Origin of the sequence: Pseudomonas sp. S3(2024) (assembly GCF_036861315.1) — a bacterium.
In the GTDB taxonomy this organism is placed as follows: Bacteria; Pseudomonadota; Gammaproteobacteria; order Pseudomonadales; family Pseudomonadaceae; genus Aquipseudomonas; species Aquipseudomonas putida_A.
In genome coordinates, this window is the sequence record NZ_JAZAQQ010000002.1 from 470875 (window position 1) to 494664 (window position 23790).

The 23790-nt window shown below is 59.8% G+C and carries 24 protein-coding genes and 3 pseudogenes; 16 read left to right on the plus strand and 11 right to left on the minus strand.

What is annotated here, in order from left to right:
- The first annotated feature begins 2 nt into the window (after nt 1-2).
- Both VLA07_RS06830 and VLA07_RS06835 read left to right on the plus strand, forming a co-directional pair.
- On the plus strand, nt 3-668 hold the full coding sequence (locus tag VLA07_RS06830) for a bifunctional 4-hydroxy-2-oxoglutarate aldolase/2-dehydro-3-deoxy-phosphogluconate aldolase (RefSeq protein ID WP_003227433.1): 666 nt from the start codon (nt 3-5) through the stop codon (nt 666-668).
- A 175-nt stretch (nt 669-843) separates the two neighbouring features.
- Nucleotides 844-1569: an intradiol ring-cleavage dioxygenase gene (locus VLA07_RS06835; RefSeq protein ID WP_333988682.1), complete on the plus strand. Its 726-nt coding sequence runs from the start codon at nt 844-846 to the stop codon at nt 1567-1569.
- A 5-nt stretch (nt 1570-1574) separates the two neighbouring features.
- Here the strand turns inward: VLA07_RS06835 and VLA07_RS06840 are convergent, their stop codons facing one another.
- Nucleotides 1575-2756, minus strand: a complete 1182-nt coding sequence (locus tag VLA07_RS06840; RefSeq protein WP_135296405.1) for an aminotransferase class V-fold PLP-dependent enzyme — start codon at nt 2754-2756, stop codon at nt 1575-1577.
- Nucleotides 2757-2783: 27 nt separating this feature from the next.
- Nucleotides 2784-3020 (minus strand): DUF3820 family protein, encoded by a 237-nt coding sequence (locus tag VLA07_RS06845; RefSeq protein ID WP_003227425.1) that lies wholly within the window; start codon nt 3018-3020, stop codon nt 2784-2786.
- A gap of 205 nt (nt 3021-3225) precedes the next feature.
- On the opposite strand from VLA07_RS06845, the gene VLA07_RS06850 reads away from it, so the two are divergent.
- On the plus strand, nt 3226-3693 hold the full coding sequence (locus VLA07_RS06850) for a ferritin-like domain-containing protein (protein ID WP_003227422.1): 468 nt from the start codon (nt 3226-3228) through the stop codon (nt 3691-3693).
- Between the two features lie 124 nt (nt 3694-3817).
- Here VLA07_RS06850 and VLA07_RS06855 read toward each other — a convergent pair whose 3' ends face one another.
- On the minus strand, nt 3818-4288 hold the full coding sequence (locus VLA07_RS06855) for a MaoC family dehydratase (RefSeq protein WP_003227420.1): 471 nt from the start codon (nt 4286-4288) through the stop codon (nt 3818-3820).
- 42 nt (nt 4289-4330) lie between these two features.
- The gene (locus tag VLA07_RS06860) at nt 4331-5275 is read right to left on the minus strand and encodes an alpha/beta hydrolase (RefSeq protein WP_096795063.1); all 945 of its coding nucleotides are present in this window, start codon (nt 5273-5275) and stop codon (nt 4331-4333) included.
- Between the two features lie 241 nt (nt 5276-5516).
- Between VLA07_RS06860 and fadD2 the strand changes: the two genes are divergently transcribed.
- Nucleotides 5517-7205, plus strand: a complete 1689-nt coding sequence (fadD2, locus tag VLA07_RS06865) for a long-chain-fatty-acid--CoA ligase FadD2 (RefSeq protein ID WP_333988691.1) — start codon at nt 5517-5519, stop codon at nt 7203-7205.
- A 362-nt stretch (nt 7206-7567) separates the two neighbouring features.
- Nucleotides 7568-9265: a long-chain-fatty-acid--CoA ligase FadD1 gene (fadD1, locus tag VLA07_RS06870; protein ID WP_183784121.1), complete on the plus strand. Its 1698-nt coding sequence runs from the start codon at nt 7568-7570 to the stop codon at nt 9263-9265.
- A 162-nt stretch (nt 9266-9427) separates the two neighbouring features.
- On the opposite strand, the gene VLA07_RS06875 is transcribed toward fadD1, so the two are convergent.
- Nucleotides 9428-9805 carry a hypothetical protein gene (locus VLA07_RS06875; RefSeq protein ID WP_333988693.1) on the minus strand — a complete coding sequence of 126 codons (378 nt, stop codon included), beginning with the start codon at nt 9803-9805 and terminating at the stop codon, nt 9428-9430.
- A 196-nt stretch (nt 9806-10001) separates the two neighbouring features.
- Here VLA07_RS06875 and VLA07_RS06880 point away from each other — a divergent pair, with 196 nt between their 5' ends.
- The 3 genes from VLA07_RS06880 (at nt 10002) to def (ending at nt 11849) form a co-directional block, all read left to right on the plus strand.
- On the plus strand, nt 10002-10193 hold the full coding sequence (locus VLA07_RS06880) for a CsbD family protein (RefSeq protein ID WP_247269605.1): 192 nt from the start codon (nt 10002-10004) through the stop codon (nt 10191-10193).
- A 163-nt stretch (nt 10194-10356) separates the two neighbouring features.
- On the plus strand, nt 10357-11313 hold the full coding sequence (locus VLA07_RS06885) for a YihY/virulence factor BrkB family protein (protein WP_047599583.1): 957 nt from the start codon (nt 10357-10359) through the stop codon (nt 11311-11313).
- Nucleotides 11310-11849: a peptide deformylase gene (gene def, locus VLA07_RS06890; RefSeq protein ID WP_333988696.1), complete on the plus strand. Its 540-nt coding sequence runs from the start codon at nt 11310-11312 to the stop codon at nt 11847-11849. The genes VLA07_RS06885 and def overlap by 4 nt, the downstream gene beginning before the upstream one ends.
- Before the next feature lie 136 nt (nt 11850-11985).
- Here the strand turns inward: def and VLA07_RS06895 are convergent.
- Nucleotides 11986-12063 (minus strand): annotated as a pseudogene (locus VLA07_RS06895) (peptide deformylase); the annotation flags it as partial.
- Nucleotides 12064-12124: 61 nt separating this feature from the next.
- Nucleotides 12125-12544, minus strand: coding sequence for a GNAT family N-acetyltransferase (locus VLA07_RS06900; protein WP_123588699.1), 420 nt, complete (start codon nt 12542-12544; stop codon nt 12125-12127).
- Nucleotides 12545-12868: 324 nt separating this feature from the next.
- Here VLA07_RS06900 and VLA07_RS06905 point away from each other — a divergent pair, with 324 nt between their 5' ends.
- From VLA07_RS06905 to VLA07_RS06920, 4 genes are all read left to right on the plus strand, one after another.
- Nucleotides 12869-13810, plus strand: a complete 942-nt coding sequence (locus VLA07_RS06905) for a fatty acid desaturase (protein WP_333988699.1) — start codon at nt 12869-12871, stop codon at nt 13808-13810.
- A gap of 142 nt (nt 13811-13952) precedes the next feature.
- Entirely contained in the window at nt 13953-14744 is a 792-nt protein-coding gene (locus VLA07_RS06910) for a phosphate/phosphite/phosphonate ABC transporter substrate-binding protein (RefSeq protein WP_333988700.1), read from the plus strand.
- Between the two features lie 124 nt (nt 14745-14868).
- Entirely contained in the window at nt 14869-15396 is a 528-nt protein-coding gene (locus tag VLA07_RS06915; RefSeq protein WP_333988702.1) for a sigma-70 family RNA polymerase sigma factor, read from the plus strand.
- The gene (locus tag VLA07_RS06920) at nt 15393-16406 is read left to right on the plus strand and encodes an ABC transporter substrate-binding protein (RefSeq protein ID WP_027612580.1); all 1014 of its coding nucleotides are present in this window, start codon (nt 15393-15395) and stop codon (nt 16404-16406) included. The genes VLA07_RS06915 and VLA07_RS06920 overlap by 4 nt, the downstream gene beginning before the upstream one ends.
- A gap of 125 nt (nt 16407-16531) precedes the next feature.
- Here the strand turns inward: VLA07_RS06920 and gstA are convergent, their stop codons facing one another.
- Nucleotides 16532-17125: a glutathione transferase GstA gene (gstA, locus tag VLA07_RS06925; protein WP_333988703.1), complete on the minus strand. Its 594-nt coding sequence runs from the start codon at nt 17123-17125 to the stop codon at nt 16532-16534.
- A 99-nt stretch (nt 17126-17224) separates the two neighbouring features.
- Here gstA and VLA07_RS06930 point away from each other — a divergent pair, with 99 nt between their 5' ends.
- From VLA07_RS06930 to VLA07_RS27170, 3 genes and pseudogenes are all read left to right on the plus strand, one after another.
- Nucleotides 17225-18115, plus strand: coding sequence for a LysR family transcriptional regulator (locus tag VLA07_RS06930; RefSeq protein ID WP_027612582.1), 891 nt, complete (start codon nt 17225-17227; stop codon nt 18113-18115).
- Nucleotides 18116-18520: 405 nt separating this feature from the next.
- Nucleotides 18521-19297: pseudogene (locus VLA07_RS27165) on the plus strand (PAS domain-containing protein); the annotation flags it as partial.
- 114 nt (nt 19298-19411) lie between these two features.
- Nucleotides 19412-19840 (plus strand): annotated as a pseudogene (locus VLA07_RS27170) (methyl-accepting chemotaxis protein); the annotation flags it as partial.
- 126 nt (nt 19841-19966) lie between these two features.
- On the opposite strand, the gene VLA07_RS06940 reads toward VLA07_RS27170, so the two are convergent.
- The 3 genes from VLA07_RS06940 to VLA07_RS06950 all read right to left on the minus strand — a co-directional run bounded on the left by VLA07_RS06940 (nt 19967) and on the right by VLA07_RS06950 (nt 22673).
- On the minus strand, nt 19967-20527 hold the full coding sequence (locus VLA07_RS06940; RefSeq protein ID WP_123588811.1) for a hypothetical protein: 561 nt from the start codon (nt 20525-20527) through the stop codon (nt 19967-19969).
- 155 nt (nt 20528-20682) lie between these two features.
- Nucleotides 20683-22107, minus strand: coding sequence for an MFS transporter (locus VLA07_RS06945; RefSeq protein ID WP_333988705.1), 1425 nt, complete (start codon nt 22105-22107; stop codon nt 20683-20685).
- Nucleotides 22108-22232: 125 nt separating this feature from the next.
- Nucleotides 22233-22673 carry a PACE efflux transporter gene (locus VLA07_RS06950; RefSeq protein ID WP_333988706.1) on the minus strand — a complete coding sequence of 147 codons (441 nt, stop codon included), beginning with the start codon at nt 22671-22673 and terminating at the stop codon, nt 22233-22235.
- 121 nt (nt 22674-22794) lie between these two features.
- On the opposite strand from VLA07_RS06950, the gene VLA07_RS06955 reads away from it, so the two are divergent.
- Nucleotides 22795-23667: a LysR family transcriptional regulator gene (locus tag VLA07_RS06955; RefSeq protein ID WP_333988708.1), complete on the plus strand. Its 873-nt coding sequence runs from the start codon at nt 22795-22797 to the stop codon at nt 23665-23667.
- Nucleotides 23668-23790: the final 123 nt, after the last annotated feature.

Sequence of the window (23790 nt, forward strand, 5' to 3'; positions counted from 1 at the left end):
CTATGAAAAATCCATCCCCGACCGTTTCCATGGCGGACAAAGTTGCCCTGATCGACAGCCTCTGCGCCAAGGCGCGGATCCTGCCAGTGATCACCATCGCCCGTGAACAGGACGTGCTGCCACTGGCCGACGCTCTGGCCGCCGGTGGCCTGACCGCGCTGGAAGTGACCCTGCGTTCGCAGTTCGGTCTCAAGGCGATCCAGATCCTGCGTGAGCAGCGTCCGGAACTGGTGACCGGTGCCGGCACCGTGCTTGATCGCAACATGCTTGCAGCAGCGGAAGCGGCGGGTTCGCAATTCATCGTTACCCCAGGCATCACCCGTGACCTGCTCGAAGCCAGCGTCGACAGCCCGATTCCGCTGTTGCCCGGCATCAGCAACGCCTCTGGCATCATGGAAGGCTATGGCCTGGGCTATCGCCGCTTCAAGCTGTTCCCGGCGGAAGTCAGCGGTGGCGTGGCAGCGATCAAGGCCCTTGGCGGCCCGTTCGGCGAAGTGAAATTCTGCCCGACCGGCGGTGTTGGCCCGGCCAACATCAAGAGCTACATGGCGCTGAAAAACGTCATGTGCGTGGGCGGTAGCTGGATGCTCGATCCCGAATGGATCAAGAACGGCGACTGGGCGCGCATTCAGGAATGCACCGCCGAGGCCCTGGCGCTGCTGGACTAAACGTTTTACCTGACACTTCGTTGTGTGTTCTACGGCTTTACGGTGCGCTTGGTCGGTGCACCGTTTTTTTTTGCCCGGCAAAAATACTCATGGAAACGGCGCGACACATAGTTACCGCACCGCGGGGCTCGTGCGCCGTTAATCTGCGTTCATCTTATGGAAAAGAGAACGCGTCATGGAACGAGACACTTCAACCGCACCGTCACCATCGATCTATCAGTTGGCCCCCGAGCAGATCGCCGGGCCGTACTTTCGCAATCCGAAGTTGCTGCGGCGCAACATCAGCGAAGGCGCCGAAGGCCTGCCCTTGCTGCTGCGCCTGAGCATTGTCGACGCGATGACCGGTCAACCGGTGAGCGGAGCATTGGTGGACATCTGGCACTGCAATGCACGAGGCGCCTATTCGGGGTGGAGCCGGATCAATCCGGATCTGGAGGTCGGCTCCGATGCCATCGGCTCGGTGCCGCGCACCGACGATGACACTTACCTGCGCGGCAGCCAGTTCTGTGACCAGCAGGGGCGGGTGCGCTTCACCACCATCTATCCGGGGTTCTATGCCGGTCGGGCGCTGCACATTCATGTGGCGGTGCGCATGGTCAGCGGCAGTGAATATCTGGAGGAGCGCAACGTGGCCTGGGTCGGTCAGCTGTATTTCCCCGAAGTGGTGTCACGCGCGGTACTCAATGCCCGTGACTATCGCGGGCGAGCCTCGACACCCTTGAACAATGCCGATGACAGCTACTACAGCAACATGCGCGGCGAAGATTCGACCCTGACCGTGTGGCCGATCGGCCGCGACTCTCACGAGGACGGTTTCTTCGGCCACCTGACCATCGGCATCGACACCTTTGCCGCCTCGTCGCAGATCAAACCCGAGGACTTCGACAAGTACACCGTGTGAACCGATCAACGCAGCTCGTTGAGTGCACGGGTCAGCAACTGCATGTCAGCCGCAGTGGTGGTCAGCCCCGGCGTGATGCGAATGCTCGGCCCGCTCGCTGCGCCGTTGCGTACCACGGTGAACAGGTTGTACTCGTTGAGCAGGCGCTCGACCATTGCCTGTTGATCGGCGTGGCGAGTGAAACGCATCGAGGTGATTCCGCAATACAGGCGCGGATCGTCCGGGGTCATCACCTCGATCCCCGGCAGGTGCCGCACCGCGCTGACCCACAGATTGCGCAGGTAATTGAGCCGGGCGCTTTTGGCCGCAGCGCCGCCGAGCGAGCGGTGCTCCTCGAGCGCCAGCGGCAGCGACATCAGTGCCGGAATGTTCGGCGTGCTGTACGGCGTGCGGGCGCGGATGTCGGTGGCCGGAAAGTGCATTTCGCCCATGTCCGGATCGATGTCGGCCAGGCGCTGCGGGGCGATGTACAGAAAGCCCAAGGTCAATGGCGCGCCAATCCACTTGTGCAGGTTGAAACCGGCGAAGGCGATGCCCATTGCCTCAAGGTTGAACTCGATCTGGCCAAGGGCGTGAGCGCCGTCGAGGATGATGTCCACGCCATGCTGTTTCGCCAGTTCGGCGATGGCCTGCACCGGCATCACCAGACCGGTGCGGTGGGTAACATGGGTCAGGGCCATCAGTTTGAGTTTCGGATAGCGGATGAAGGCTTCGCGGTAACTGTCCAGCAGGCTGTCGAAACTGGCCGGGTGAGTGTGGTTGATCTCGATCACGTCGACGCCGCGATGGCGTGACAGCCAGCGCATGGCACCTTTCACCGTGTCGTATTCCAGGTCGCTGATCAGCACCTGATCGCCCGGAAGCAGGCGATTGTAATTGCGGATCAGCGATTGCAGCGCATCACTGGCGTTGCGGGTGAAGGCCACGCTCTGCGCGCGCACACCGATGGTCTCGGCCAGTTGCGCACGGATCTCCAGGCTGTCGTGCTGTTCGAAACGCTGGCGCACGTACACCGAGTTGCTGGTGTTGATCAGCTCGATATTGCGCTGATAGTCCTCGATCACTGTGCGCGACATGCGCCCGAAGTAACCGTTCTCCAGGTTCAGCGGGCCGGTTTGCGCTTCGTAACGATCGGCGAAGGTTTGCCAGAACGCTTCGTCACGGGCACGGCGGGTGTTATCAGGCATGGTCGAGGCTCTAGGGAGGAGGGCGCTTCAGTGGCGCGGGGCAGGTTTGCCGTGTTTGGCGCGTAACGGTTCGAGCAGGTCCGACAGGCCGTTATGGTCGATTTCCTGCATCAGCGCCAGCAGTCCGCCGAGTTCGCCGTGAGGAAAACCCTCGCGGGCAAACCAGTTCAGGTAAGGCCCCGGCAGGTCGGCAATGATTCGGCCCTTGTACTTGCCGAAGGGCATTTCACGGGTGATCAGCAGTTCAAGTTTTTCAGGATTCATCAGTGGCAGTCATCTGGATTCAATCAGTCAGGAAAATACAGGCATTCTGCATGCAGGCCAAATGACAGATCATGCAAATAACCGTGATACAGATAGTTCAAATATCTTTAAGTTGTTGAAAAATAACGATTTATTTTTGAATGAAAAGCTGGCACGCACACTGCAATAACCCTTGCATCTTCAACCAACCGCAAGGAATTGAAAAATGACTGACATGAATAAAGAAGCGATCTCTGTACTCAACGACCTGATCGAAACCTGCAAGGACGGCCAGGAAGGGTTCAAGACTTGCGCTGAAGACATCAAGCATCCAGAACTCAAAACCCTGTTCGTGACCCGTTCTGCCGATTGCGCGACTGCCGCCGCTGAACTGCAGGCTGAAGTGCGTAAACTGGGCGGTGATCCGGAAACCTCTACCAGCGTCAGCGGTGACCTGCACCGTCGCTGGGTCGACGTCAAAGCCATGTTCACTGGCAAGGACGAAGAGGCTGTGCTGAACGAAGCCGAGCGCGGTGAAGACCACGCCCTGAAGGCCTATCGTGAAGCCATCGAGAAAATCAACAAGCACGGCCTGGTAGGTATTCGTGACCTGGTTGAGCGTCAGTACCACGGCGTACAACGCAACCACGACCAAGTGAAAGCCCTGCGTAACCAGGCTCGCGCTCGTTCGTAAGCCACGCTAAAAAACTGTGGGAGCGGGCTTGCTCGCGAAGCGGTGTGTCATGCAACGATGCTGTTGCTGACACGACCCCTTCGCGAGCAAGCCCGCTCCCACTTTTGTTTTGTGTACCTGATGATCAGCCGATGCTGATCGCCGGCAGCGTCGGCAAGGTCACGGTCTGCTGCTTGCGCGGTGCCAGAATTTCGGCCTCGCCATCCACCACCAGCTCATCGCGCTGGTTGAACACGCGAGTGGCGATGCGCACGCGAAACTTCGGCAGCTTCTCAAGGATTTCCAGGCGCACGGTCAGGGTATCGCCAATCTTCACCGGCTTCTGAAAGCTCATCTGCTGACCGATGTAGATGGTGCCCGGCCCAGGCAGCTCGCACGCTACGGCCGCGCTGATCAGTGCACCGCTGAACATGCCGTGGGCGATGCGTTCCTTGAACATGCTGGCAGCGGCGAACTCGGCGTCCAGGTGCACCGGGTTGTGGTCGCCCGACATCGCGGCGAACAGCTGAATGTCGCGCTCTTCGACAGTCTTGCTGTAGCTGGCGGTCTGGCCGACTTCGAGGGCTTCGTAAGGGATGTTGGTAACCTGGGTCATCGGTCTTGATTCCTGTGACGGATTAAAGTGAATCCACAAAAATTATTCGCTGCGATGGGGGCGGCGATGGCTCAGCGCCTGGTCGATCCAGGTCAGCACATCGGCAATCACTTCGTCGCGATTGGTTTCGTTGAACAATTCGTGCCGCGCCTGCGGGTAGATCTTCAGTTGCAGGTTCTGGCTGCCGGCCGAGCGCAACGCTTCGGCCAGATCTGTCAGACGCTTGCCTTCGCTCACCGGATCACATTCACCGCCGATCACCAGCAGCGGCAGGCCCGGGTCGATCTGGGCGAGATTGGACGCTTTGCTGATCTGCTGCAAGCCGCCGAGCAAGTCGATCCACAATTGATTGGTGCAGCGGAAGCCACACAACGGGTCGTTGGCATACAGATCGACCTCGACCGGGTCGCGGCTCAGCCAGTCGAACGGCGTGCGCGCCGGTTTGAATTTTTTGTTGAACGAGCCGAACGACAACCACTCGATCAGCGCACTGCGGCCCTTGCCGCCCTGACGCAGTTTTTCGAAACGGGCGATTTGCCGTGCGGCGCCGTAAAGCGCCACCGGCTGGAAGTTCGAACCGCTGAGAATCGCCCCGTGCAGGCTGGCGCTGTGATGCAGCAGATAACCCTGAGCGAGGTAGCTGCCCATGCTGTGCCCGAGCAGGATGATTGGCACGTCGGGATGCTGCTGGCCGATGTGCTGATTGAGGCTGGCCAGATCGCCGATCACCTTGCACCAGCCGTCGTCATCGGCGAAATGCCCGAGCGTCCCGTGTTCGGCGGTTTTGCCATGGCCGCGCAGATCCGGGGCGTACACACCGTAGCCTTGTTCACAGAACGCATTCGCCAGCCGCTCGTAGCGCGCGCTGTGTTCGGCCATGCCGTGGGCCAGCAGGATCAGCGCTTTCAAGGGCGCGGCAGGCAACCACTGGTTGACGAACAGGCGGCTGCGGTCACTCGCGTCCAGCCAAAAGCCTCGGTGGATCATGGCAATTCCTTTTTATCGAGCGGTATCGGCCCGCAGTCGTTGCATTGTATAGCGCGTCCGATCAGCTCACGCCACGGCAGGAAGATTCATACGATCAATGTCGCCATCGCCCATATTTGCCTCAATGGCCATAACTGCTAGTGTCCGTGAAGCTCCGCTTTTTGCTTTGTGCCCTCAGGGATCAGCGCGAAACCACAGAAAAGCGGCTCCCGGATCGATTCAGGTAAAGAGGACAAGAACAATGCAACCTGATTTCTGGAATGACAAACGCCCCGCCGGCGTACCACTGGACATCGACATGGGCGAGTTCAAGTCGGTGATCGAGGTGTTTGAGCGTTCCTGCAAGAAATTCGCGGACCGTCCGGCCTTCAGCAATATGGGCGTGACCCTGACCTACGCTGAACTCGAGCGCTACAGCGCGGCGTTCGCCGGTTACCTGCAAGCCCACACCGATCTGGTGCCGGGGGATCGCATCGCGGTGCAGATGCCCAACGTGCTGCAATATCCGATTGCCGTGTTCGGTGCCTTGCGCGCCGGGCTGATCGTGGTCAACACCAACCCGCTGTACACCGCGCGCGAGATGCGCCACCAGTTCAAGGATTCCGGTGCCCGCGCGCTGGTGTACCTGAACATGTTCGGGCAGAAGGTCCAGGAAGTGCTGCCGGACACTGACATCCAGTACCTGATCGAAGCGAAGATGGGCGACATGCTGCCCACCGCCAAGGGCTGGCTGATCAACACCGTGGTCAGCAAAGTGAAGAAAATGGTCCCGGACTATTCGCTGCCGCAGGCGATCTCGCTCAAGAGTGCGCTGCGCCTGGGCCGTGGTCTGGGGATCAAGCCGCTGAAAGTCGGTCTCGACGACATCGCCGTGTTGCAATACACCGGCGGCACCACCGGCCTGGCCAAGGGCGCGATGCTGACCCACGGCAACCTCGTGGCGAACATGCAGCAGGTGCGCGCGTGTCTTGCGCAGTTGGGGCCGGACGGTCAGCCATTGCTGCGCGAAGGGCAGGAGGTGATGGTGGCGCCATTGCCGCTGTACCACATCTATGCCTTCACCGCGAACTGCATGTGCATGATGGTTTCCGGCAACCACAACGTGCTGATCACCAATCCGCGCGACATCGCAGGCTTCATTAAAGAGCTGAAGAACTGGCGCTTCTCGGCGTTGCTCGGACTGAATACGTTGTTCGTCGCGCTGATGGAGCACCCGGACTTCAAGACCCTGGATTTCTCCAGCCTCAAGCTGACCAACTCCGGCGGTACCGCGCTGGTCAAGGCCACCGCCGAGCGCTGGGAGCAGATCACCGGTTGCCGCATCACCGAGGGTTACGGCCTCACGGAAACATCGCCGGTGGCCTGCACTAACCCGTATGGCGACAAGTCGCGTCTGGGCACCGTCGGTCTGCCGGTGCCGGGTACGCTGCTGAAGGTCATCGATGACGAGGGTGTCGAGCAGCCGATGGGCGAGCGTGGCGAGCTGTGCATCAAAGGCCCGCAGATCATGAAAGGCTACTGGCACAAACCCGAAGCCACCGCCGAAGTGCTGGATGCCGAGGGCTGGTTCAAGTCCGGTGATATCGCGGTGATCGACCCGGACGGCTTCGTACGCATCGTCGATCGCAAGAAGGACATGATCATCGTCTCCGGTTTCAACGTGTACCCCAACGAGATCGAAGACGTGGTGATGGCCCACCCGAAAGTCGCCAACTGCGCGGTGATCGGCGTGCCGGACGAGCGTTCGGGCGAAGCGGTGAAGCTGTTTGTGGTGGCGCGGGAAACCGGGGTCAGCCTCGAAGAACTGAAGGCGTACTGCAAAGAGAATTTCACCGCTTACAAGGTGCCGAAACACATCGTGCTGCGTGAGTCGTTGCCGATGACGCCGGTCGGGAAGATTCTGCGGCGGGAGTTGCGCGACATTGCCTGATTGGTGAATGGCCGCGCGTGGCGCGGATCGCGGGCAAGCCACGCTCCCACAGGGATCTCCACCAACCTTGTGGGAGCGGGCTTGCCCGCGATGCTTTTTGGGGGGTGAAGGCCCGGAAAACCGGGGCTTTCAGGGTGGTATAGGATTTTTGCTCTAAAATGACTGCTGGAAAGTCTTGAGTCACTAAAGTGACCATGGAGGCCGCTTTTGGCTCTAGTCGGCCCTCGGCAAAGCTGCTACTCTCGGCGCGCTTTGTGACTTCTCGGCCTGTAGAAAAGCCAGATTCACCAATACAAAACACACACCAATAATAATCGCATCAAATGCGGTGAAGAATTCGCGTTGCTGAGGAGTGGGCTTCCATGATCGAAGACTTTTGGAAGGATAAATACCCGGCTGGAATTGCTGCCGACATCAATCCAGACGAGTACCCGAATATTCAGGCAGTGTTGAAGCAATCCTGCCAACGCTTCGCCAACAAGCCGGCTTTCAGCAACCTGGGCAAGACAATCACCTACGGTGAACTGTACGAATTGTCCGGTGCGTTTGCCGCGTATCTGCAACAGCATACCGACTTGCAGCCCGGTGATCGAATCGCCGTGCAACTGCCCAACGTTCTGCAGTACCCGGTCGCCGTCTTCGGTGCGATCCGCGCCGGGCTGATCGTGGTCAACACCAACCCGCTGTACACCGCGCGGGAAATGGAACACCAATTCAATGACTCCGGCGCCAAAGCCCTGGTCTGCCTGGCCAACATGGCGCACCTGGCGGAAGCCGTGGTGCCAAAAACCGGGGTCAAGCACGTCATCGTCACCGAAGTCGCCGACCTGCTGCCGCCGGTCAAGCGCCTGCTGATCAACAGCGTGATCAAGTACGTGAAGAAGATGGTCCCGGCCTATCACCTGCCCAAAGCCGTCAAGTTCAACGACGTGCTGAGCAAGGGCCAGGGCCAGCCGGTGGCCGAAGCCAATCCGCACAGCAGCGATGTCGCGGTGTTGCAGTACACCGGCGGCACCACCGGCGTGGCCAAAGGCGCGATGCTCACCCATCGCAACCTCGTCGCCAATATGCTGCAGTGCAAGGCGCTGATGGGTTCCAACCTCAATGAAGGCTGCGAGATCCTGATCACCCCGCTGCCGCTGTACCACATCTATGCGTTCACCTTTCATTGCATGGCGATGATGCTGATCGGCAACCACAACATCCTGATCAGCAACCCGCGCGACCTGCCGGCGATGGTCAAGGAACTGTCGAAGTGGAAGTTCAGCGGCTTCGTTGGCCTGAACACGCTGTTCGTCGCGCTGTGCAACAACGAAGGTTTCCGCAAGCTGGATTTCTCCAATCTGAAAGTCACCCTGTCCGGCGGCATGGCCCTGCAACTGGCCGCCGCCGAGCGCTGGAAAGCGGTGACCGGTTGCTCGATCTGCGAAGGTTACGGCATGACCGAAACCAGCCCGGTGGCCACGGTCAACCCGATCCAGAACATTCAGATCGGCACCATCGGCATTCCGGTGCCGTCGACCCTGTGCAAAGTCATTGACGATGCCGGTGTCGAGCAGCCCATGGGCGAAATCGGCGAGCTGTGCGTCAAGGGCCCGCAAGTGATGAAGGGCTACTGGCAGCGTCAGGAAGCCACCGACGAGATCCTCGACAGCGAAGGCTGGCTGAAGACCGGTGACATCGCGCTGATCCAGCCCGATGGCTACATGCGCATTGTCGATCGCAAGAAAGACATGATCCTAGTCTCCGGTTTCAACGTTTACCCGAACGAACTGGAAGACGTGCTGGCGACCCTGCCGGGTGTGTTGCAGTGCGCGGCCATCGGCGTGCCGGACGAGAAGTCGGGCGAGGCGATCAAGATCTTTATCGTGGCCAAACCGGGCGTGACCCTGACCAAGGAAACCGTGATGGACCACATGCGCGCCAACGTCACCGGTTACAAGGTGCCGCGTTCGGTGGAGTTCCGCGATGCGCTGCCGACCACCAACGTCGGCAAGATCCTGCGCCGTGAGTTGCGTGATGAAGAGCTGAAGAAGATCAAGGCCAAGTCCGCCGCCTGAAGCAAAAAGCCCCGCAGATGCGGGGCTTTTTGTTGGTAGGTGGTGGATCTGTAGTGACTGTGATGCCGCCTTCGCGAGCAAGCCCTCTCCCACATTCAACCGCGTTCCTCCAGTTGGAATACAGTCAAATGTGGGAGCGGGCTTGCTCGCGAAGCTTTTCGGTTACTGCCGGAACGGCGCGAAATTCACGTTGGTTCCCGCCGGACGCATGTCCTGCAGATACGAATCCTTGTCCGCACTCAATTCCAGGCTCAATGCCGCCTTGCGCTTGCCTTGGTTGCGAATCACCAGGCCTTCGAGCTTTTCGCGCAGGAACACGGTCGGCACTTTCAGGTGCAGCAGTTCGTCGGTGGCCGGGGTGTGCATCAGCAGGTGAATCCACTCGTACTGACCGACGGCGAGGCGCGTCACCGGCAGGTCGAACCACCAGATGTTGCGGTTGCGGTTCAATTCGGCGAAGTGGCAGTTGTTGGTGCCGAGCACAGCGCCGCCCAGTTCCTGGTTGCGACGGGCAATGGCCTGCTTTTTATCGAGTTTCATAACATTCCTGCGGGATCTGATCGTTGGCGCACCGCGCCCATAGCTGCGCATTCTCGGGGCTTGCGGGGTAAACATAAAGCCCAACCTGCATGGCACGACGAAATGAACGGCAAAAATAAATGAAACTCGTGGCAAACCCGGCCAGTCAATCATTACGTACTGACTTTTCCCCTTCAATGCACCAAGGAGAAACACCATGAGTAGCGCTGGCGATAAAGTAAAAGGCATGGCTAACGAAGCAGTCGGCAACGTCAAGCAAGGCGTCGGCAAAGCAACCGACAACACCAAGCTGCAAGCCGAAGGCAAACTGCAAGAGAAAAAAGGCGAAGCCCAGCAAGCTGTCGGCAAAGCCAAAGACGCCATCAAGAAAGGTGTCGACAAGGCGTAATTCCGCCTTGAACGAAACACACGAGCGGCCATCCAAGGATGGCCGTTTTTGTGTCAAAACCCGACAGCCATCCACGAAGGTCGCCAAGTAGGCTACCGTGATGTAGAAAACGGCCCCTGAGTCGCCACGACTTCAACCTGTAATGCGGCGAAAGGAGACGCGAATGATTTTTCCAGATATGAAAGGTCTGCCACTGCACCGGGTGATGGTGCGCACGGTCACTGAATTCGTCGACGACGAGATGTCGACCTACGCCTCGGCACTGGCCTACCAGATGCTGTTCTCGCTGTTCCCGTTCATTCTGTTCCTGATTGCCCTGATCGGTTTCCTGCACCTGCCGGACTTCTTTAGCTGGTTGCGCCTGCAGTCGGAACTGGTGCTGCCACCGCAGGCGCTGGAACAGGTCAACCCGGTGATCGATCAGTTGCAGCAGTCCAAGGGCGGCTTGCTTTCGGTCGGTATCGTCATCGCCCTGTACACCGCGTCTGCCGGCGTGCGGCTGATGATGAGCGCGATGAACGCCGCTTACGACGTGGTCGAGGGCCGGCCGATCTGGAAGCGTTTCCCGCTGTCGGTGTTCTACACCGTCGGCATTGCCGGCATGTTGCTGGTGGCGGCCGCACTGATGGTGCTCGGGCCGCAAGTGATGGGCTGGATTGCCGCGCAGGTGGGGCTGGAAGACTTCATCGTCACTGTGTGGACGATTGCGCGCTGGCCGGTGATCGTGTTTCTGATGATGGTCGCGGTGGCGCTGATCTATTACGTGATGCCCGACGTCAAACAGGAATTCCGTTTCATCACCCCCGGCTCGGTACTCGCCGTGGTGGTGTGGATCATCGCCTCACTGGGCTTTGCGTTCTACGTCAAAACCTTCGCCAACTACAACGCGATGTATGGCAGCATCGGGGCGATCATCGTGCTGTTGCTGTATTTCTACATTTCCTCGGCGGTGCTGCTGCTCGGCGCCGAGATGAATGCGGTGATCGAACACATGTCCAGCGAGGGCAAGGACGAGGGCGAGAAAGTCCCCGGCGAACTCGATGAACATCCCAAACAACATGTCTCTGGCCTGGGGCGTGACCACTCGCTCAAGCCGGACACTGACGAAGCCCGACCATGATCCGTGAAATCCTCAAAATGGGCGACGAACGCCTGCTGCGCATTGCTCCACCCGTGCCGCCGGAAATGTTCGACAGCCCCGAGCTGTGGCAACTGATCGATGACATGTTCCAGACCATGGAAAGTGTCGGTGGCGTCGGCCTCGCCGCGCCGCAGATCGGCGTCGACCTGCAACTGGTGATCTTCGGTTTCGAGCACAGCGAACGTTATCCGGACGCCGAAGCGGTGCCGCAGACGATCCTGATCAATCCGCTGATCACGCCGCTGAGTCCGCTGACCGACGAGGGCTTTGAGGGCTGTCTGTCGGTGCCCGGCCTGCGCGGTGCGGTGGATCGTTATCAGCAGATTCGCTACGAAGGCTTTGATCCCAAGGGCGAGCCGATCGTACGCGTGGCGTCAGGCTTCCATGCGCGGGTAGTGCAGCACGAATGCGATCATCTGATCGGCCGCTTGTATCCGTCGCGGATTACCGATTTCAGCAAGTTCGGCTTTACCGAAGTGATGTTTCCGGATCTCGATCCCACAGCCGATGACTGATCCTGAGAACACCTCTATCCCAATGTGGGAGCGGGCTTGCTCGCGAAGGCGTCGTATCAGTCAATTGATGCAGCGACTGACACGACGCCTTCGCGAGCAAGCCCGCTCCCACATTGGGATAGAGGTGTTCTCAGGATCAGTCATCGGCTGTGGGATCGAGATCCGGAAACATCACTTCGGTAAAGCCGAACTTGCTGANCGTATCAGTCAATTGATGCAGCGACTGACACGACGCCTTCGCGAGCAAGCCCGCTCCCACAAGGGTATCTGTGATCTTAGATTGAATGTGGTTCCAGCCCCATTGCAATCATCGGCTTGCTCCGCGCATACCGGCTCAACCGCTCGGCCAGTGCGTAGGGCAGGGCGGGATCGAAACTGAAACCGCGCCGCTCGTAAAACCCGCGCAAGTCCGGATGACAGAACAGCCACACCGGCTCCTGCAAATCCTTCACCGCCGCCGTGATCAACTCTCCGGCGATCCCTTGCTCACGGCAACCCGGATCAACAAACAATCCGGTCAACCAGTACCCGCCCGCCACCGGCCGCAAGCACAATGCGGCAACGATGTCCTCTCGACGGGCCACCCACAACTGCGCATCGCGCACCGCCTTCATCGACGATTGGTGGCTGCGGTAAAACTTGTTCATCAACGGCCACAACGGCTCGTCGAGCAGGACGTATCGGGTATCGGGCATGGGATCGGACTGGCGGCGGGCAAAGCGCCGATTATAAAAGAACGCGCGACGCGCGATAGGTGTATACCTGAGCCTACATCCCTGTGAGTGGAGTACGCATCATGTCCAAAGGTATGGATTCAAAGAAAGCCGCGAAGAAGAAACCGGTGAAGACGGCGATTGAAAAGCGTGCAGAGAAGAAAGCCAAGAAGGTCGATATTTTCGGTCATTGATCACGTCCTTCGGGAGCCCGTCCCCCGGGCTCCCGTTTCAGCGCAAAAATAATCTGCAAGATTGCTCGGCTTCGTTGCACAGAAGGGGAAGATTCCCGTTCCGAGCCACGCCATGCCGAATTACTTCGACGCCGACCATCGCCAGCAGATCGAAACCCTGCGCCAGCGCTTCACCGCCCGCACCGAATGGCCGACCTGGCTGCTGCTGATCGGCGTGTATGGCGGCTGGTTCGCGATCATCATCAACGGTCAGTGGCTCGGTCGCGGCTTGAGCACATTGCTGCTGATTCCGCTGCTGGTGCTGTGGTTGTCAGTGCAGCATGAATTGCTGCATGGGCACCCGACCCGCTCGGTGCTTTTCAATAAAATCCTCGGCTACGCACCTTTTGCGGTGTGGTACCCGTATACCTTGTATCGCGACAGCCACCTGCTGCATCACCGCGATGAACACCTGACTGTGCCCGGTATCGATCCGGAAAGCCGTTATCTGACGGCCGCGCGTTGGCAGGGCAGTTCCTTGTTCGAACGCAGCCTGCACTGGCTGAATAAAACCGTAATCGGCCGCTTCATCATTGGTGCGCCGCTGGGATTGATCGCGCTGGCTGCCGAAGAACTGCAACGCCTGAAAAACCGCGAGCGTCAGGCCTGGTCGATGTGGCTGACCCACGGTGCGTTCAGCGTGTTGATGCTGTGGTTTATCGCGCGCTTCAGCGTGTTGCCGGTCTGGCATTACCTGCTGCTGATCAGTGTGCCGGCACTGTCGATCGCGATGATCCGCTCCTACTATGAACACCGCCCGCACGCACAACCGGAGCAGCGCACCGTGCTCAACGAAGCCGGTTGGCCGTGGCGCTGGCTGTTTCTGAATCTGAATTTTCATCTGGTGCATCACGACCTGCCGGGGCTGGCGTGGTACGACTTGCCGGCGGCCTACCGGATGCGCCGCGAACAATGGGTGGCGCGCAGTGGCGGGTTTCTGGTGCAGGGTTATGGGCAGTTGTGGCGGCAGCATGGATTCAGGCCGATCGACAGTCCGCAACATCCTTACCACTAACCTCAAAAACACCACAAAACCCCTGTGGGAGCGGGCTTGCTCGCGAAAGCGGTGTGTCAATAACGCATATGGAGGCTGACACACCGCATTCGCGAGCAGGCGAAGGCCTACAGTGGAAATCTGTTGTCCGGGAATAATGTGTATGACCCAACACCACCTCGAACTGCTGATGTACACCGCCCCCGAGCCCATTCGCGCGGCCAACGAACGCTGGATCGCCCGCATTCTTGAACACCTCGGCCATTCCCGCCTCAACGCCGCAAGCCTGTCGCTCCCCGAGCTTTGGTTGTCGCCGGATCTGCTGCTGACCCAGACCTGCGGCTATCCCTTGATGACCTTGCTGCGCGATCAGGTACGCATCGTCGGTCGCCCGCGCTACGAATTGCCCGACGCCACTGCCGGCAATCATTGCAGCCTGATTCTCAGCCGTGCTGACGATACGCGCAAAACCCTGGCGGATTTTCGTGGCAGTCGCGGGGTGATCAACAGTGACGACTCCAACAGCGGCATGAACCTGTTGCGCCAGCGTCTGGCGCCGTTGCACCGCGACGGGCAGTTTTTCGCCACGGTCGGCATCAGTGGGGCGCACCGCGAAAGTCTGCGTTGGTTGCGTGAAGCGCGCGCCGATCTGGCGGCGATCGACAGCGTGACCTATGCCTGCCTTGCGCAATACGCACCTGAGGAGGTCAACGGATTGCGGGTTGTGGCGCGTAGTGCGTTCAGCCCGACGTTGCCGTTTATCACCGCCGCGACTGCCACGAATGAGCAGATCGAACAGTTGCGCCGGGTAATGAATCAGGCGTTGCGTGAATTGCCTGATGTGGCGCAGATCCTCGGCTTGCCTGAAGTGTTGCCCGCCAGCGAAAGCGATTATCAGATCTTGCTCGACTATCAACGTGAGGCTGAAGAGTTGGGCTACGGGCGCTTGCGCTGAACAGCCTTATATCTCCAAAAAGAATATAAAAATGAAATATAAATATTATTAATGCATAAGGCGCCTTGCTACGATCGCGCCACCGGATCACCGGACATTCAGCGACCCTTACCCAGGAGCCCTTATGTCCGGCGCCGACACCGCTCACCGCAATCATCTCGACGCTCTGTTCCGCGCCCACTACCGCTGGCTGTGCACTTACCTGAGCCGACATCTGCACGACTCCGCAGGCGCGGAAGATATCGCCGCCGAAACCTTCGTGCAATTGCTTCAGGCGCCCAGTATCACGGCGATTCGCGAACCCCGCGCGATGCTCACCACGATTGCTCAGCGCTTGCTTTATCAGCGCTGGCGCCGGGCGGATCTGGAGCGCCGGCATGCGCAGCAGATCGACGTCGAGGTCGCTATCTCGCCTGAAGACCTCGCGCAACTGAGCCAGACCCTCAAACGCCTCGATCACAGCCTGCAACGCCTGCCGGGCAAAGTTCGCTCGACCTTTCTGCTGGCGCGCATCGATGGCCTGACCTACCCGCAAATCGCCGCCGAACTGGGCATCTCTCAGCGTTCGGTCAGCGTTTACATGAGCCGCTCCCAAGCCCTGTGCGACCGCCACAGCGCCAACCAAATCCTGACAGACAAGAGGTCCGCATGAGATCAATCAAAACCCTGCTCGGCCGTTCGTTACTGGCGCTGAGCCTGAGCGTCGGCGCTGTTTCGGCGGCGGAAAAAACCGCACCGATCCACTTCGGTGACATCACTTGGGAAAGCGGCAGTTTCATCACCGAAGTGCTGCGCCTGATCGTCGAAAAAGGTTACGGCTACCCGACCGACACGCTGCCGGGCAGCACCGTCAGCCTGGAAGCGGCGCTGGCGAAGAACGATATTCAGGTGATCGGCGAGGAGTGGGCCGGGCGCAGTCCGGCGTGGGTCAAGGCTGCCAATGAAGGCAAGGTGTTCGGCCTTGGCGACACGGTCAAGGGCGCGACCGAGGGCTGGTGGGTGCCGGAATACGTGATCAAGGGTGACCCCGAGCGCGGGATCAAACCATTGGCACCGGAGCTGAAATCGGTGGCCGACCTGCCGCGCTACAAGGACGTGTTCCGCGACCCGGAAGACCCGCGCCGTGGACGCTTCCTCAACAGCCCGACCGGCTGGACTTCGGAGATCGTCAACAGCCAGAAACTCAAGGCCTATGCGCTGACCGACAGCTACGTCAACTTTCGCACCGGCTCCGGCGCGGCGCTGGATGCCGAGGTGGCGTCGTCGATCAAACGCGGCAAACCGGTGCTGTTCTATTACTGGTCGCCGACGCCGCTGCTCGGGCGCTTCAAACTGGTGAAGCTCGAAGAGCCGCCGTTCGATGCTGAAGCCTGGAAAACCCTGGCCGATGCCAACAACCCGAATCCCAAGGGCACCCGCTCGATGCCGGCCAGCCTGGCGATTGGCGTGTCGGCGCCGTTCAAGGCGCAATACCCGGAGCTGGTGTCGTTCTTCGAGAAAGTCGATTTGCCGATTGATCTGCTGAACCAGACGCTGGCCGGAATGAGCGAAAAACGCCAGCCACCGCGGCAGGTTGCCGAAGCGTTTTTGCGCGATCAGCCGCAGGTGTGGAGGGCGTGGGTACCGGGGGAGGTGGCGAGCAAGGTGACGGCGGGGCTTTGAGTTTCTGCCGGTTGATCGGTGTTGTTTGAACTGATGCCTTCGCGAGCAGGCTCGCTCCCACACTGGATTTTTGACGTGCACAAAACCCCTGTGGGAGCGAGCCTGCTCGCGAATGATCTAAAGACTTACGCCGCTTCCGCAGCCAACGCCGCCATCACGGTCGGCCGCCGCTCAATCCGCGCCTGAAACCGCGCCAGTGCCGGCCACTGCGCCAGTTCGATCCCGAACAACCCGGCCCAGCGCAACACCACAAACAACAAGGCATCCGCGACGCTGAAGCCGCTCGGCAGCAGATACTCCTGCTGCTCCAGCACTGCGACCAACACCGCAAAACGCTTGAACAACTTCTCCTTGATCACCTCGGCCGGCAACCGCTCATCGAACAGCGCACCAAGCCCGCCGTGGATCTCGCTCGAAATGAAATTCAGCCACTCCTGCAAACGCAGCCGTTCAAAACTGCCGGGTGCTGGCGCCAGTCCTGGCTGTGGTTGCAGATCCGCCAGATATTGCAGGATCACCGGGCCTTCGGTCAGTACCGCGCCGTCGTCCAGTTGCAGGGCCGCGACGTAGCCCTTGGGGTTGATCGCGAGAAAGTCTTCGCCGCTGGCCGTGAGCTTGCTGCGGTTGTCGACGCGGATCAGCACGAAGGGCAGCTTCAGTTCGCGCAACACAATGTGCGGCGCCAGTGAACAGGCTTGCGGGGCGTAATACAGCTTCATCGGCAGCTCTCTGGTGAGGAATTGGCGCCAGTGTCATAGTGCGCCGCACCCTCGGTAAAATTAATCTTTCAGAAACCTGCCATAAGGACAGCTACTGCCATGATGAACCTGATGCATTGGCGGCTGGTGGTCGCCGTGGCCGATCACGGCAACATCACCCGCGCTGCCGAGCGGGTCGGCATGACCCAGTCCGGCGCGAGTCAGGCCTTGGCGCTGATGGAAGAAACCCTCGGCGTGCAACTGTTCAGCCGCGAAAGCCGACAGACCTTGCCCACCGCCATCGGCCTGCCGGTGATCGAGCAGGCGCGGCTGATGCTCGGTGCGTTGGAGACCATTCGCCAGACCGTCGACAGCGTGCGCCCGATGCTGCGCGGGACAATTCGTCTGGCGAGTTTTCCCATGGTGCTGGCGAGTTTTCTGCCGCCGCTGTTGCGCCAGTTCAATCGGCTGTATCCGGGGATCGAAGTGGTGGCGCTGGAGGTCAGCGACGACGAGGTGGAAACCCTGCTCGCGGCCGGTCTGGTGGATGTTGGTGTGGTGCTCAACCCGACACCCGAGCGTAACGCCGGGCCATTGGGTCGGGATGAATGGGTAGCGGTGGTGCCGGCAGGGCATCCGCTGGCGCTGCGAGGAACCGAGCAGGGCGTCAGCCTGCAAGAACTGACGGCGCTGCCTTTTGTGCTGGCCACCGGCGGTTGCTCGACCAACGCCCGCAGCCTCGCCGCCGAGGCCGGGTTGCAGTTGCAGGACGTGCGGGTCGAGGTGCGCGAATGGAGCAGCGCCTTCACGTTGGTGCGGGAAAATCTCGGCGTGACCCTGGTGCCGGAAATGACCTTGCCGGCCGAGCGCCAGGGCTTGCGCGTGATTGCCCTGCAGCCACGTATCGAACGGGTGTTTTCGCTGGTGCTGCCTGCGGGGCAGACGCCGCCAGCGGCGGTGCAGGCGTTGCTGGATCTGGTGGCGGAGACGGCGGTCGCGACAGCTCGCTGAACCGTTTCTTGTGCAAAAAGTGCCAGATACTGGCCGACTAGTGGCCTTGCGCACGGCATGGCGATGGCTATGCTAGCTGTAACTAACTATGTCGACCGTCATCTGTTAGCCGTGATTTCAACGCTGCCAGAGTGCGCAACCCAAGGCACCGGACACTGAACCAACAAGGAGCAAGTTGTACATGGAAGTTTTCTGCACGTTAGGGCTGGCCCGCTGCTGGGCTATCAAGAGAAGGATGTCTTGATTAGAGCGTCGCTGCATGGACCCTCGGATTAAACATCATTTATCACCTGACAACTTCCTCCCGTGGAGGAATGCGTGTGCCTGTTCTGTGGAACGTAGTGGTGGATGCTGAAAGACCTGACTTTCATCAAATCAAAAGACCGCGCGGAAGGTGATACAACCATGTTCAACCTACATCACAAGGCTGACCTGCAGGAAATCGAGCGTTTCAGCTGCGCCTTGACCGAAGCCAACGCCAAGCTCGAAGCGATCAGCCGCTCCATGGCGATGATCGAATTTACCCCCGAGGGCATTGTTCTGGATGCCAACGAAAACTTCTGCAAGACCATGGGTTACAGCGCCGAGGAAGTGCGCGGCAAACATCACCGGGTGTTTTGCGAAGAAGCGTTTTACCGCAGCGAGGAGTACGCCAAGTTGTGGCGCGACCTGGCCCGGGGTGAGCCGATCAGCGGCACGTTTCTGCGCTTGAACAAGTCCGGCAAGGAGATCTGGCTGGAAGCCAGTTACATGCCGGTGTACGGCGCGGACAAACAAGTAAAAAGTGTCATCAAGGTCGCGTCGGATATCACCGCCCGGGTCAACAAAGAACACGAAGAGGAAAGCATGCTGGCGGCGATCAGCCGTTCGATGGCGGTGATCGAGTTCACGCCCGAGGGCAATGTGATTACCGCCAACGACAACTTTCTGAAAACCATGCAGTACTCGCTCAACGAAATCGTTGGCCATCACCACAGCATGTTCTGTCACCGTTCCGAATCCGAATCGGCGCAGTACAAGGCGTTCTGGGCGTCGCTCAATCGCGGCGAATATCACTCGCACCGTTTCGAACGCAAGAACAAGTCTGGGCAGATGGTTTATCTCGAAGCCTCGTACAACCCGCTGTTCGACACCAAAGGTCGTTTGTACAAGGTGGTGAAGTTCGCCAGCGACATCACCCAACAAATGACTACGCTGCAGAACGCCGCGGAATCGGCCCACAGCACCTCGGTACAAAATGACGCCTGCGCGCAAAAGGGCTCACAGGTGGTGCAGCAGACGGTGCAGATCATTCAGGACATTTCCCGCGACCTCAACGAAGCGGCGCTGAGCATTGATGCGGTCAGCAAGCAGTCGGACATCATCGGCACCATCGTCCAGACCATCCGCGGCATCGCCGACCAGACCAACCTGCTGGCGCTCAACGCGGCCATCGAAGCGGCGCGAGCCGGTGAACACGGACGCGGATTTGCCGTGGTCGCGGATGAGGTGCGCAGTCTCGCGGCGCGCACCAGTCAGGCGACCCTGGAGATTGTCGAAGTGGTACGCAAAAACCATGACCTGTCGCTGAGCGCGGTGTCGAGCATGCAGTCGAGCCTGAGCCGCACCGGGCTGGGTGTGGAACTGGCGAATGAGGCCGGGGAGGTGATTCTGGAAATTCAGCAGGGATCACGGCATGTGGTGGATGCGATCGGGCAGTTCAATGCGACGTTGCAGCTGAACTGACACCCATCAACAACGGTAGGAGTGAGCCTGCTCGCGATTGCGGTGCGTCAGTCACTGGATAAGTAACTGATGTATCGCTATCGCGAGCAGGCTCACTCCTACATTGGTTTCTAAGCAACTTTCAGATCAAAGCGCCGCGAGAAACTTGTCCGCCAGTTTGTCGCTGTCTTTGACGTCATTGACGTTGTCTTTTTCCGCTTGCGCCAGCTTCATCTTGTCCTGCAGACGCTCGGCGATCTCTTTGCCGATGGCCAGTTGTTTCTCCGGCGGCATGGCTTTGATGTCGTCTTCGGTGATGCCCATGCTCTGAAGGATACTGTCGCGCAGGCGCTGTTCCGGCGACTTGCTCATGTAGTCCTTGAACGCGTCAGTGGCCGAGGTCCCGGCGGTGGTGCCGGCCGCCGTGGCGTCGGTGGTTTGCAGGCCGACACGGGTTTTGGCGAAGGCTTCGTCGACGTTATCGCTGATGCGCGTGGCGGCGGCCACTTGCTGGGTGGCGATCTGCGTGGCCGAATCCTCGACTCTGGAGGTCGCATCGGTGGCTTGCGACTGGGCCTGGTTCTGCAGCGATTGCAGCATGGCGCCGTGCAGGCCGCTTTGCAGACCGGCAGCGGCGGTCGTGGTCGCGTCATCCGCCAGCCGCTTGGGCAGGTGGATGAGCTGCTGCTGTTTGGCACTGACCAACATCATGATGGAGACCTTTGGATAATTGCTGACGGGCATATCCGAGCAATTAGCGTGCCTTTAAAGAAAGTTCTTTTATTTCAACGTGTTAGTTATCTGGCATGTGCAGCAAAGCGGTCATCCCTTGCCGTCGGGCGGCAGAGGATGACCGTGTAGCCTCAGCGGTGGGCAATGTTTTCCAGCGCCAGATTGCGTGTGCGCGGGCCGAACCAGCCGATGGTCAGCATCACGATCAGCATGCTGCTGACAATGAAAGCGAGTACCCCGGGCGTGCCGAAGTGGTCGAGAAACAGCCCGATCAGCAGGCTGCTGAACACCGTCGACAAGCGGCTGAACGAATAACAGAAGCCCACCGCCCGGGCGCGGATGTTGGTCGGGAACAGTTCGCTCTGGTACGAGTGATAACTGAAGCTCAGCCAGGCATTGCAGAAGGTGATCATCACCCCGCAGAAGATCAGGCCGAAGGCGCTGGTCTGCAACGCGAACAAGGTGCCGAAAGTCATGGCGCCAAGGGCCGAGCCGACGATCTGCCACTTGTTCTCGAAACGGTTGGCAAACTTCACAAACAGCAACGGCCCGAGCGGGTAGGCGAGGGTGATGATAAACGCGTACATCAGGCTGTGGGTGACGCTCACACCCTGGCCGGAAAGCAACGCCGGCAGCCAGTTACCAAAACCGAAGAAACCGATCGCCTGGAACACGTGAAACACGATCAGCATGAATGCGCGACGCCGATATGGTGGTTGCCAGATGTCGGCGAAGCGGCCCTTGCCCTCGACATCGACAGGCACCGCTTCCGGAGCGGCCAGTGGTTGGCGGTGATCCTTTTCGCAGCGGGCTTCGATGTCGTCGAGAATCCTGTTCGCTTCATCGAACCGCCCATGCTGCGCCAGCCAGCGTGGCGACTCCGGCAGACGCTTGCGCAGCCACCAGATGAACAGTGCAAACACCGCGCTCGCCAACACCACCCAACGCCAGCCGGACACACCGAACGGCGCCTGCGGCACCAGCCACCAGGACATGAGTGCCACTGCCGGCACCGAGAGAAACTGCACAAAAAAGGCGAAGGCAAACGCCGAACTGCGCATGCGTTTGGGCACCAGTTCCGAGAGGTAGGCGTCGATGGTCACCAGCTCGATCCCGAGGCCGATGCCCACCAGAAAACGCATGCAGATAATGCCCAGCGCCGAGCTTTGAACGCCCATCAGCACCGTGGCCACGGTGTACCAGACCAGCGCAAAAGTGAAGATTGCGCGGCGGCCGAAACGGTCAGCCAACGGACTGAGCAGGCTCGCGCCGAGGAACAGGCCGAGGAAGGTCGCCGACGCGAACGCTGCCTGATCGGAGAAGCCGAACACGCCCTGATTGCCGGTGGCGAAGATCCCTTCACGGATCAGCCCCGGACTGATGTAGGCGGTCTGGAACAAATCGTAGAGTTCGAAGAAACCACCAATCGACAACAGCGCCACCAGTCGCCAGATGGTGGCGACGGCGGGCAGGCGGTCGATGCGGGCGGAAATCTCGGCGGCGCGTATCGGGTCGATGCCGTCGCTTTGCGCGGCGGCGGGGGCATGAGCAGTCATCTGCGGATCCATTTTTTATTGATGGAAAAGCTTAGCCTGCTATCGGAGTTCACGGATTGTGAATTTCGGCGGTTAGCCCCGGAGAACCGCCGATTTCTTGCAATAACTGCTTACCAATTAACGATTTATGCCGCAGCGGTCGAATCGGGCAGCGCCGAGGCCGGCAAGCCGAAGACGCGATCGAACAGCCAATTGAAGGCAAACGTGTAGCACGGGATGAAGATGATCAGCGCCAGATCCAACAGGAACGCCTGCACCAGACTGATATTCATCCACCAGGCGATCAGCGGAATCAGGAACACGATCAGTGTCAGCTGAAAACCGACTGCATGAGCGACGCGCCGTTTGACCGTGCGGGTGCGTGACTGCTGGCGGCTTTCCCAGTGCTCGAACAGCGAGGTGTAGATGAAATTCCAGGTCACCGCGATGGTGGTGATGATCACCGCCAGTGGGCCAGTGCTGCCGGGCGAAGTGCCGGATAACAGCGCCAGGCCGAGGGCGGAGAAGGTCATGCCGATCACTTCGTAGAGCGACACGTAGACCAGTTTGCGTTTGACGCCTTGCATGGGGATTTGCCTCTTTCTTGCAACGTGTTGGCCAGCGGGACTGGCGAAGGCGGCAAAAGATAGCTTCAATATGCGTGACAGAAAAAGTCAGTAGCTTTCAGTTTTGGTGATAGGTGGTGTTTTGAATTTCAACAGCGACAGCATCGAACTATTCCTCGCAGTGATCGAGCGTGGCTCGTTTTCCGCTGCTGCCCGCGCTTTGGGCCGGGTACCTTCCGCGGTGAGCATGGCTATCGGCAATCTGGAGGCGGAGCTTGGCTACGCCTTGTTCGACCGCAGCCATCGCGAGCCGCAGCCGACAGCGATGGCACTGTCACTGGTGCCCCACGCGCGGCTGATTGCCGAGCAGCTCAAGCAACTGCAAGTGCATGCGGTGGAGTTGTCGCTGGGGCTGGAGAGCAAGCTGTCGATTGGCGTGGTCGCGGACATTGACCGGCGCCGCTTGCTCGCCGCGATCAAGGTGATTGCCGAACGCCATCCGTTACTCGACATCGAAGTGCTGACCGCGCCGCAGGACGATGTGCTGGCGATGCTGCACAGTGGCCGCGTCAGCGTGTGTCTGGCGTTCGCCGGGTTGAGCATGAACGTGCTGGAGCGTTTTCAGTTTGTCGGCAGCGAACGGATGATCGCCACGCTCGCGGCGGACAGTCCGTTGTTGCAGGGGCAGGATCTGTTTCTCGAAGACCTGGTGCATGTGCGGCAGATCTTCGTCGCCAGCCGCGACTTGCCGATCAGCGAAACCCGGCCGCTGGTGGCCGAATCGCATTGGCGCACCGACACGCTGGAGACCGCGTTGGAGATGGTCGAGGCGGGGCTGGGCTGGGGCAATTTCCCGTTGTCGGTGGTGCAGCCGTGGCTGGACAGCGGGCGCTTGAAGCGACTGAATTTTCGCAACATCGAAAACGGCCTGGTACTGCCGGTGCACGCGGTGTGGCTCAAGAGCCAGCCGTTGCAGAAGGGCGCGCTGGCGCTCGTCGAACTGCTCAGCCACTGAACCCGACTCAGATCTCCTGTGGGAGCGGGCTTGCTCGCGAAGGCGGTGTGTCAGAAAAGTATGTGCTGACTGATCCACCGCTTTCGCGAGCAAGCCCGCTCCCACAGGATTTTGCAGTGTGCA

Excerpts from the sequence above, each read along its gene's own strand:
- VLA07_RS06830 (WP_003227433.1), top strand. The coding sequence starts at position 3 with ATGAAAAATCCATCCCCGACCGTTTCCATGGCGGACAAAGTTGCCCTG.
- VLA07_RS06835 (WP_333988682.1), top strand. The coding sequence starts at position 844 with ATGGAACGAGACACTTCAACCGCACCGTCACCATCGATCTATCAGTTG.
- VLA07_RS06840 (WP_135296405.1), bottom strand. The coding sequence starts at position 2,756 with ATGCCTGATAACACCCGCCGTGCCCGTGACGAAGCGTTCTGGCAAACC.
- VLA07_RS06845 (WP_003227425.1), bottom strand. The coding sequence starts at position 3,020 with ATGAATCCTGAAAAACTTGAACTGCTGATCACCCGTGAAATGCCCTTC.
- VLA07_RS06850 (WP_003227422.1), top strand. The coding sequence starts at position 3,226 with ATGACTGACATGAATAAAGAAGCGATCTCTGTACTCAACGACCTGATC.
- VLA07_RS06855 (WP_003227420.1), bottom strand. The coding sequence starts at position 4,288 with ATGACCCAGGTTACCAACATCCCTTACGAAGCCCTCGAAGTCGGCCAG.
- VLA07_RS06860 (WP_096795063.1), bottom strand. The coding sequence starts at position 5,275 with ATGATCCACCGAGGCTTTTGGCTGGACGCGAGTGACCGCAGCCGCCTG.
- fadD2 (WP_333988691.1), top strand. The coding sequence starts at position 5,517 with ATGCAACCTGATTTCTGGAATGACAAACGCCCCGCCGGCGTACCACTG.
- fadD1 (WP_183784121.1), top strand. The coding sequence starts at position 7,568 with ATGATCGAAGACTTTTGGAAGGATAAATACCCGGCTGGAATTGCTGCC.
- VLA07_RS06875 (WP_333988693.1), bottom strand. The coding sequence starts at position 9,805 with ATGAAACTCGATAAAAAGCAGGCCATTGCCCGTCGCAACCAGGAACTG.
- VLA07_RS06880 (WP_247269605.1), top strand. The coding sequence starts at position 10,002 with ATGAGTAGCGCTGGCGATAAAGTAAAAGGCATGGCTAACGAAGCAGTC.
- VLA07_RS06885 (WP_047599583.1), top strand. The coding sequence starts at position 10,357 with ATGATTTTTCCAGATATGAAAGGTCTGCCACTGCACCGGGTGATGGTG.
- def (WP_333988696.1), top strand. The coding sequence starts at position 11,310 with ATGATCCGTGAAATCCTCAAAATGGGCGACGAACGCCTGCTGCGCATT.
- VLA07_RS06900 (WP_123588699.1), bottom strand. The coding sequence starts at position 12,544 with ATGCCCGATACCCGATACGTCCTGCTCGACGAGCCGTTGTGGCCGTTG.
- VLA07_RS06905 (WP_333988699.1), top strand. The coding sequence starts at position 12,869 with ATGCCGAATTACTTCGACGCCGACCATCGCCAGCAGATCGAAACCCTG.
- VLA07_RS06910 (WP_333988700.1), top strand. The coding sequence starts at position 13,953 with ATGACCCAACACCACCTCGAACTGCTGATGTACACCGCCCCCGAGCCC.
- VLA07_RS06915 (WP_333988702.1), top strand. The coding sequence starts at position 14,869 with ATGTCCGGCGCCGACACCGCTCACCGCAATCATCTCGACGCTCTGTTC.
- VLA07_RS06920 (WP_027612580.1), top strand. The coding sequence starts at position 15,393 with ATGAGATCAATCAAAACCCTGCTCGGCCGTTCGTTACTGGCGCTGAGC.
- gstA (WP_333988703.1), bottom strand. The coding sequence starts at position 17,125 with ATGAAGCTGTATTACGCCCCGCAAGCCTGTTCACTGGCGCCGCACATT.
- VLA07_RS06930 (WP_027612582.1), top strand. The coding sequence starts at position 17,225 with ATGATGAACCTGATGCATTGGCGGCTGGTGGTCGCCGTGGCCGATCAC.
- VLA07_RS06940 (WP_123588811.1), bottom strand. The coding sequence starts at position 20,527 with ATGTTGGTCAGTGCCAAACAGCAGCAGCTCATCCACCTGCCCAAGCGG.
- VLA07_RS06945 (WP_333988705.1), bottom strand. The coding sequence starts at position 22,107 with ATGACTGCTCATGCCCCCGCCGCCGCGCAAAGCGACGGCATCGACCCG.
- VLA07_RS06950 (WP_333988706.1), bottom strand. The coding sequence starts at position 22,673 with ATGCAAGGCGTCAAACGCAAACTGGTCTACGTGTCGCTCTACGAAGTG.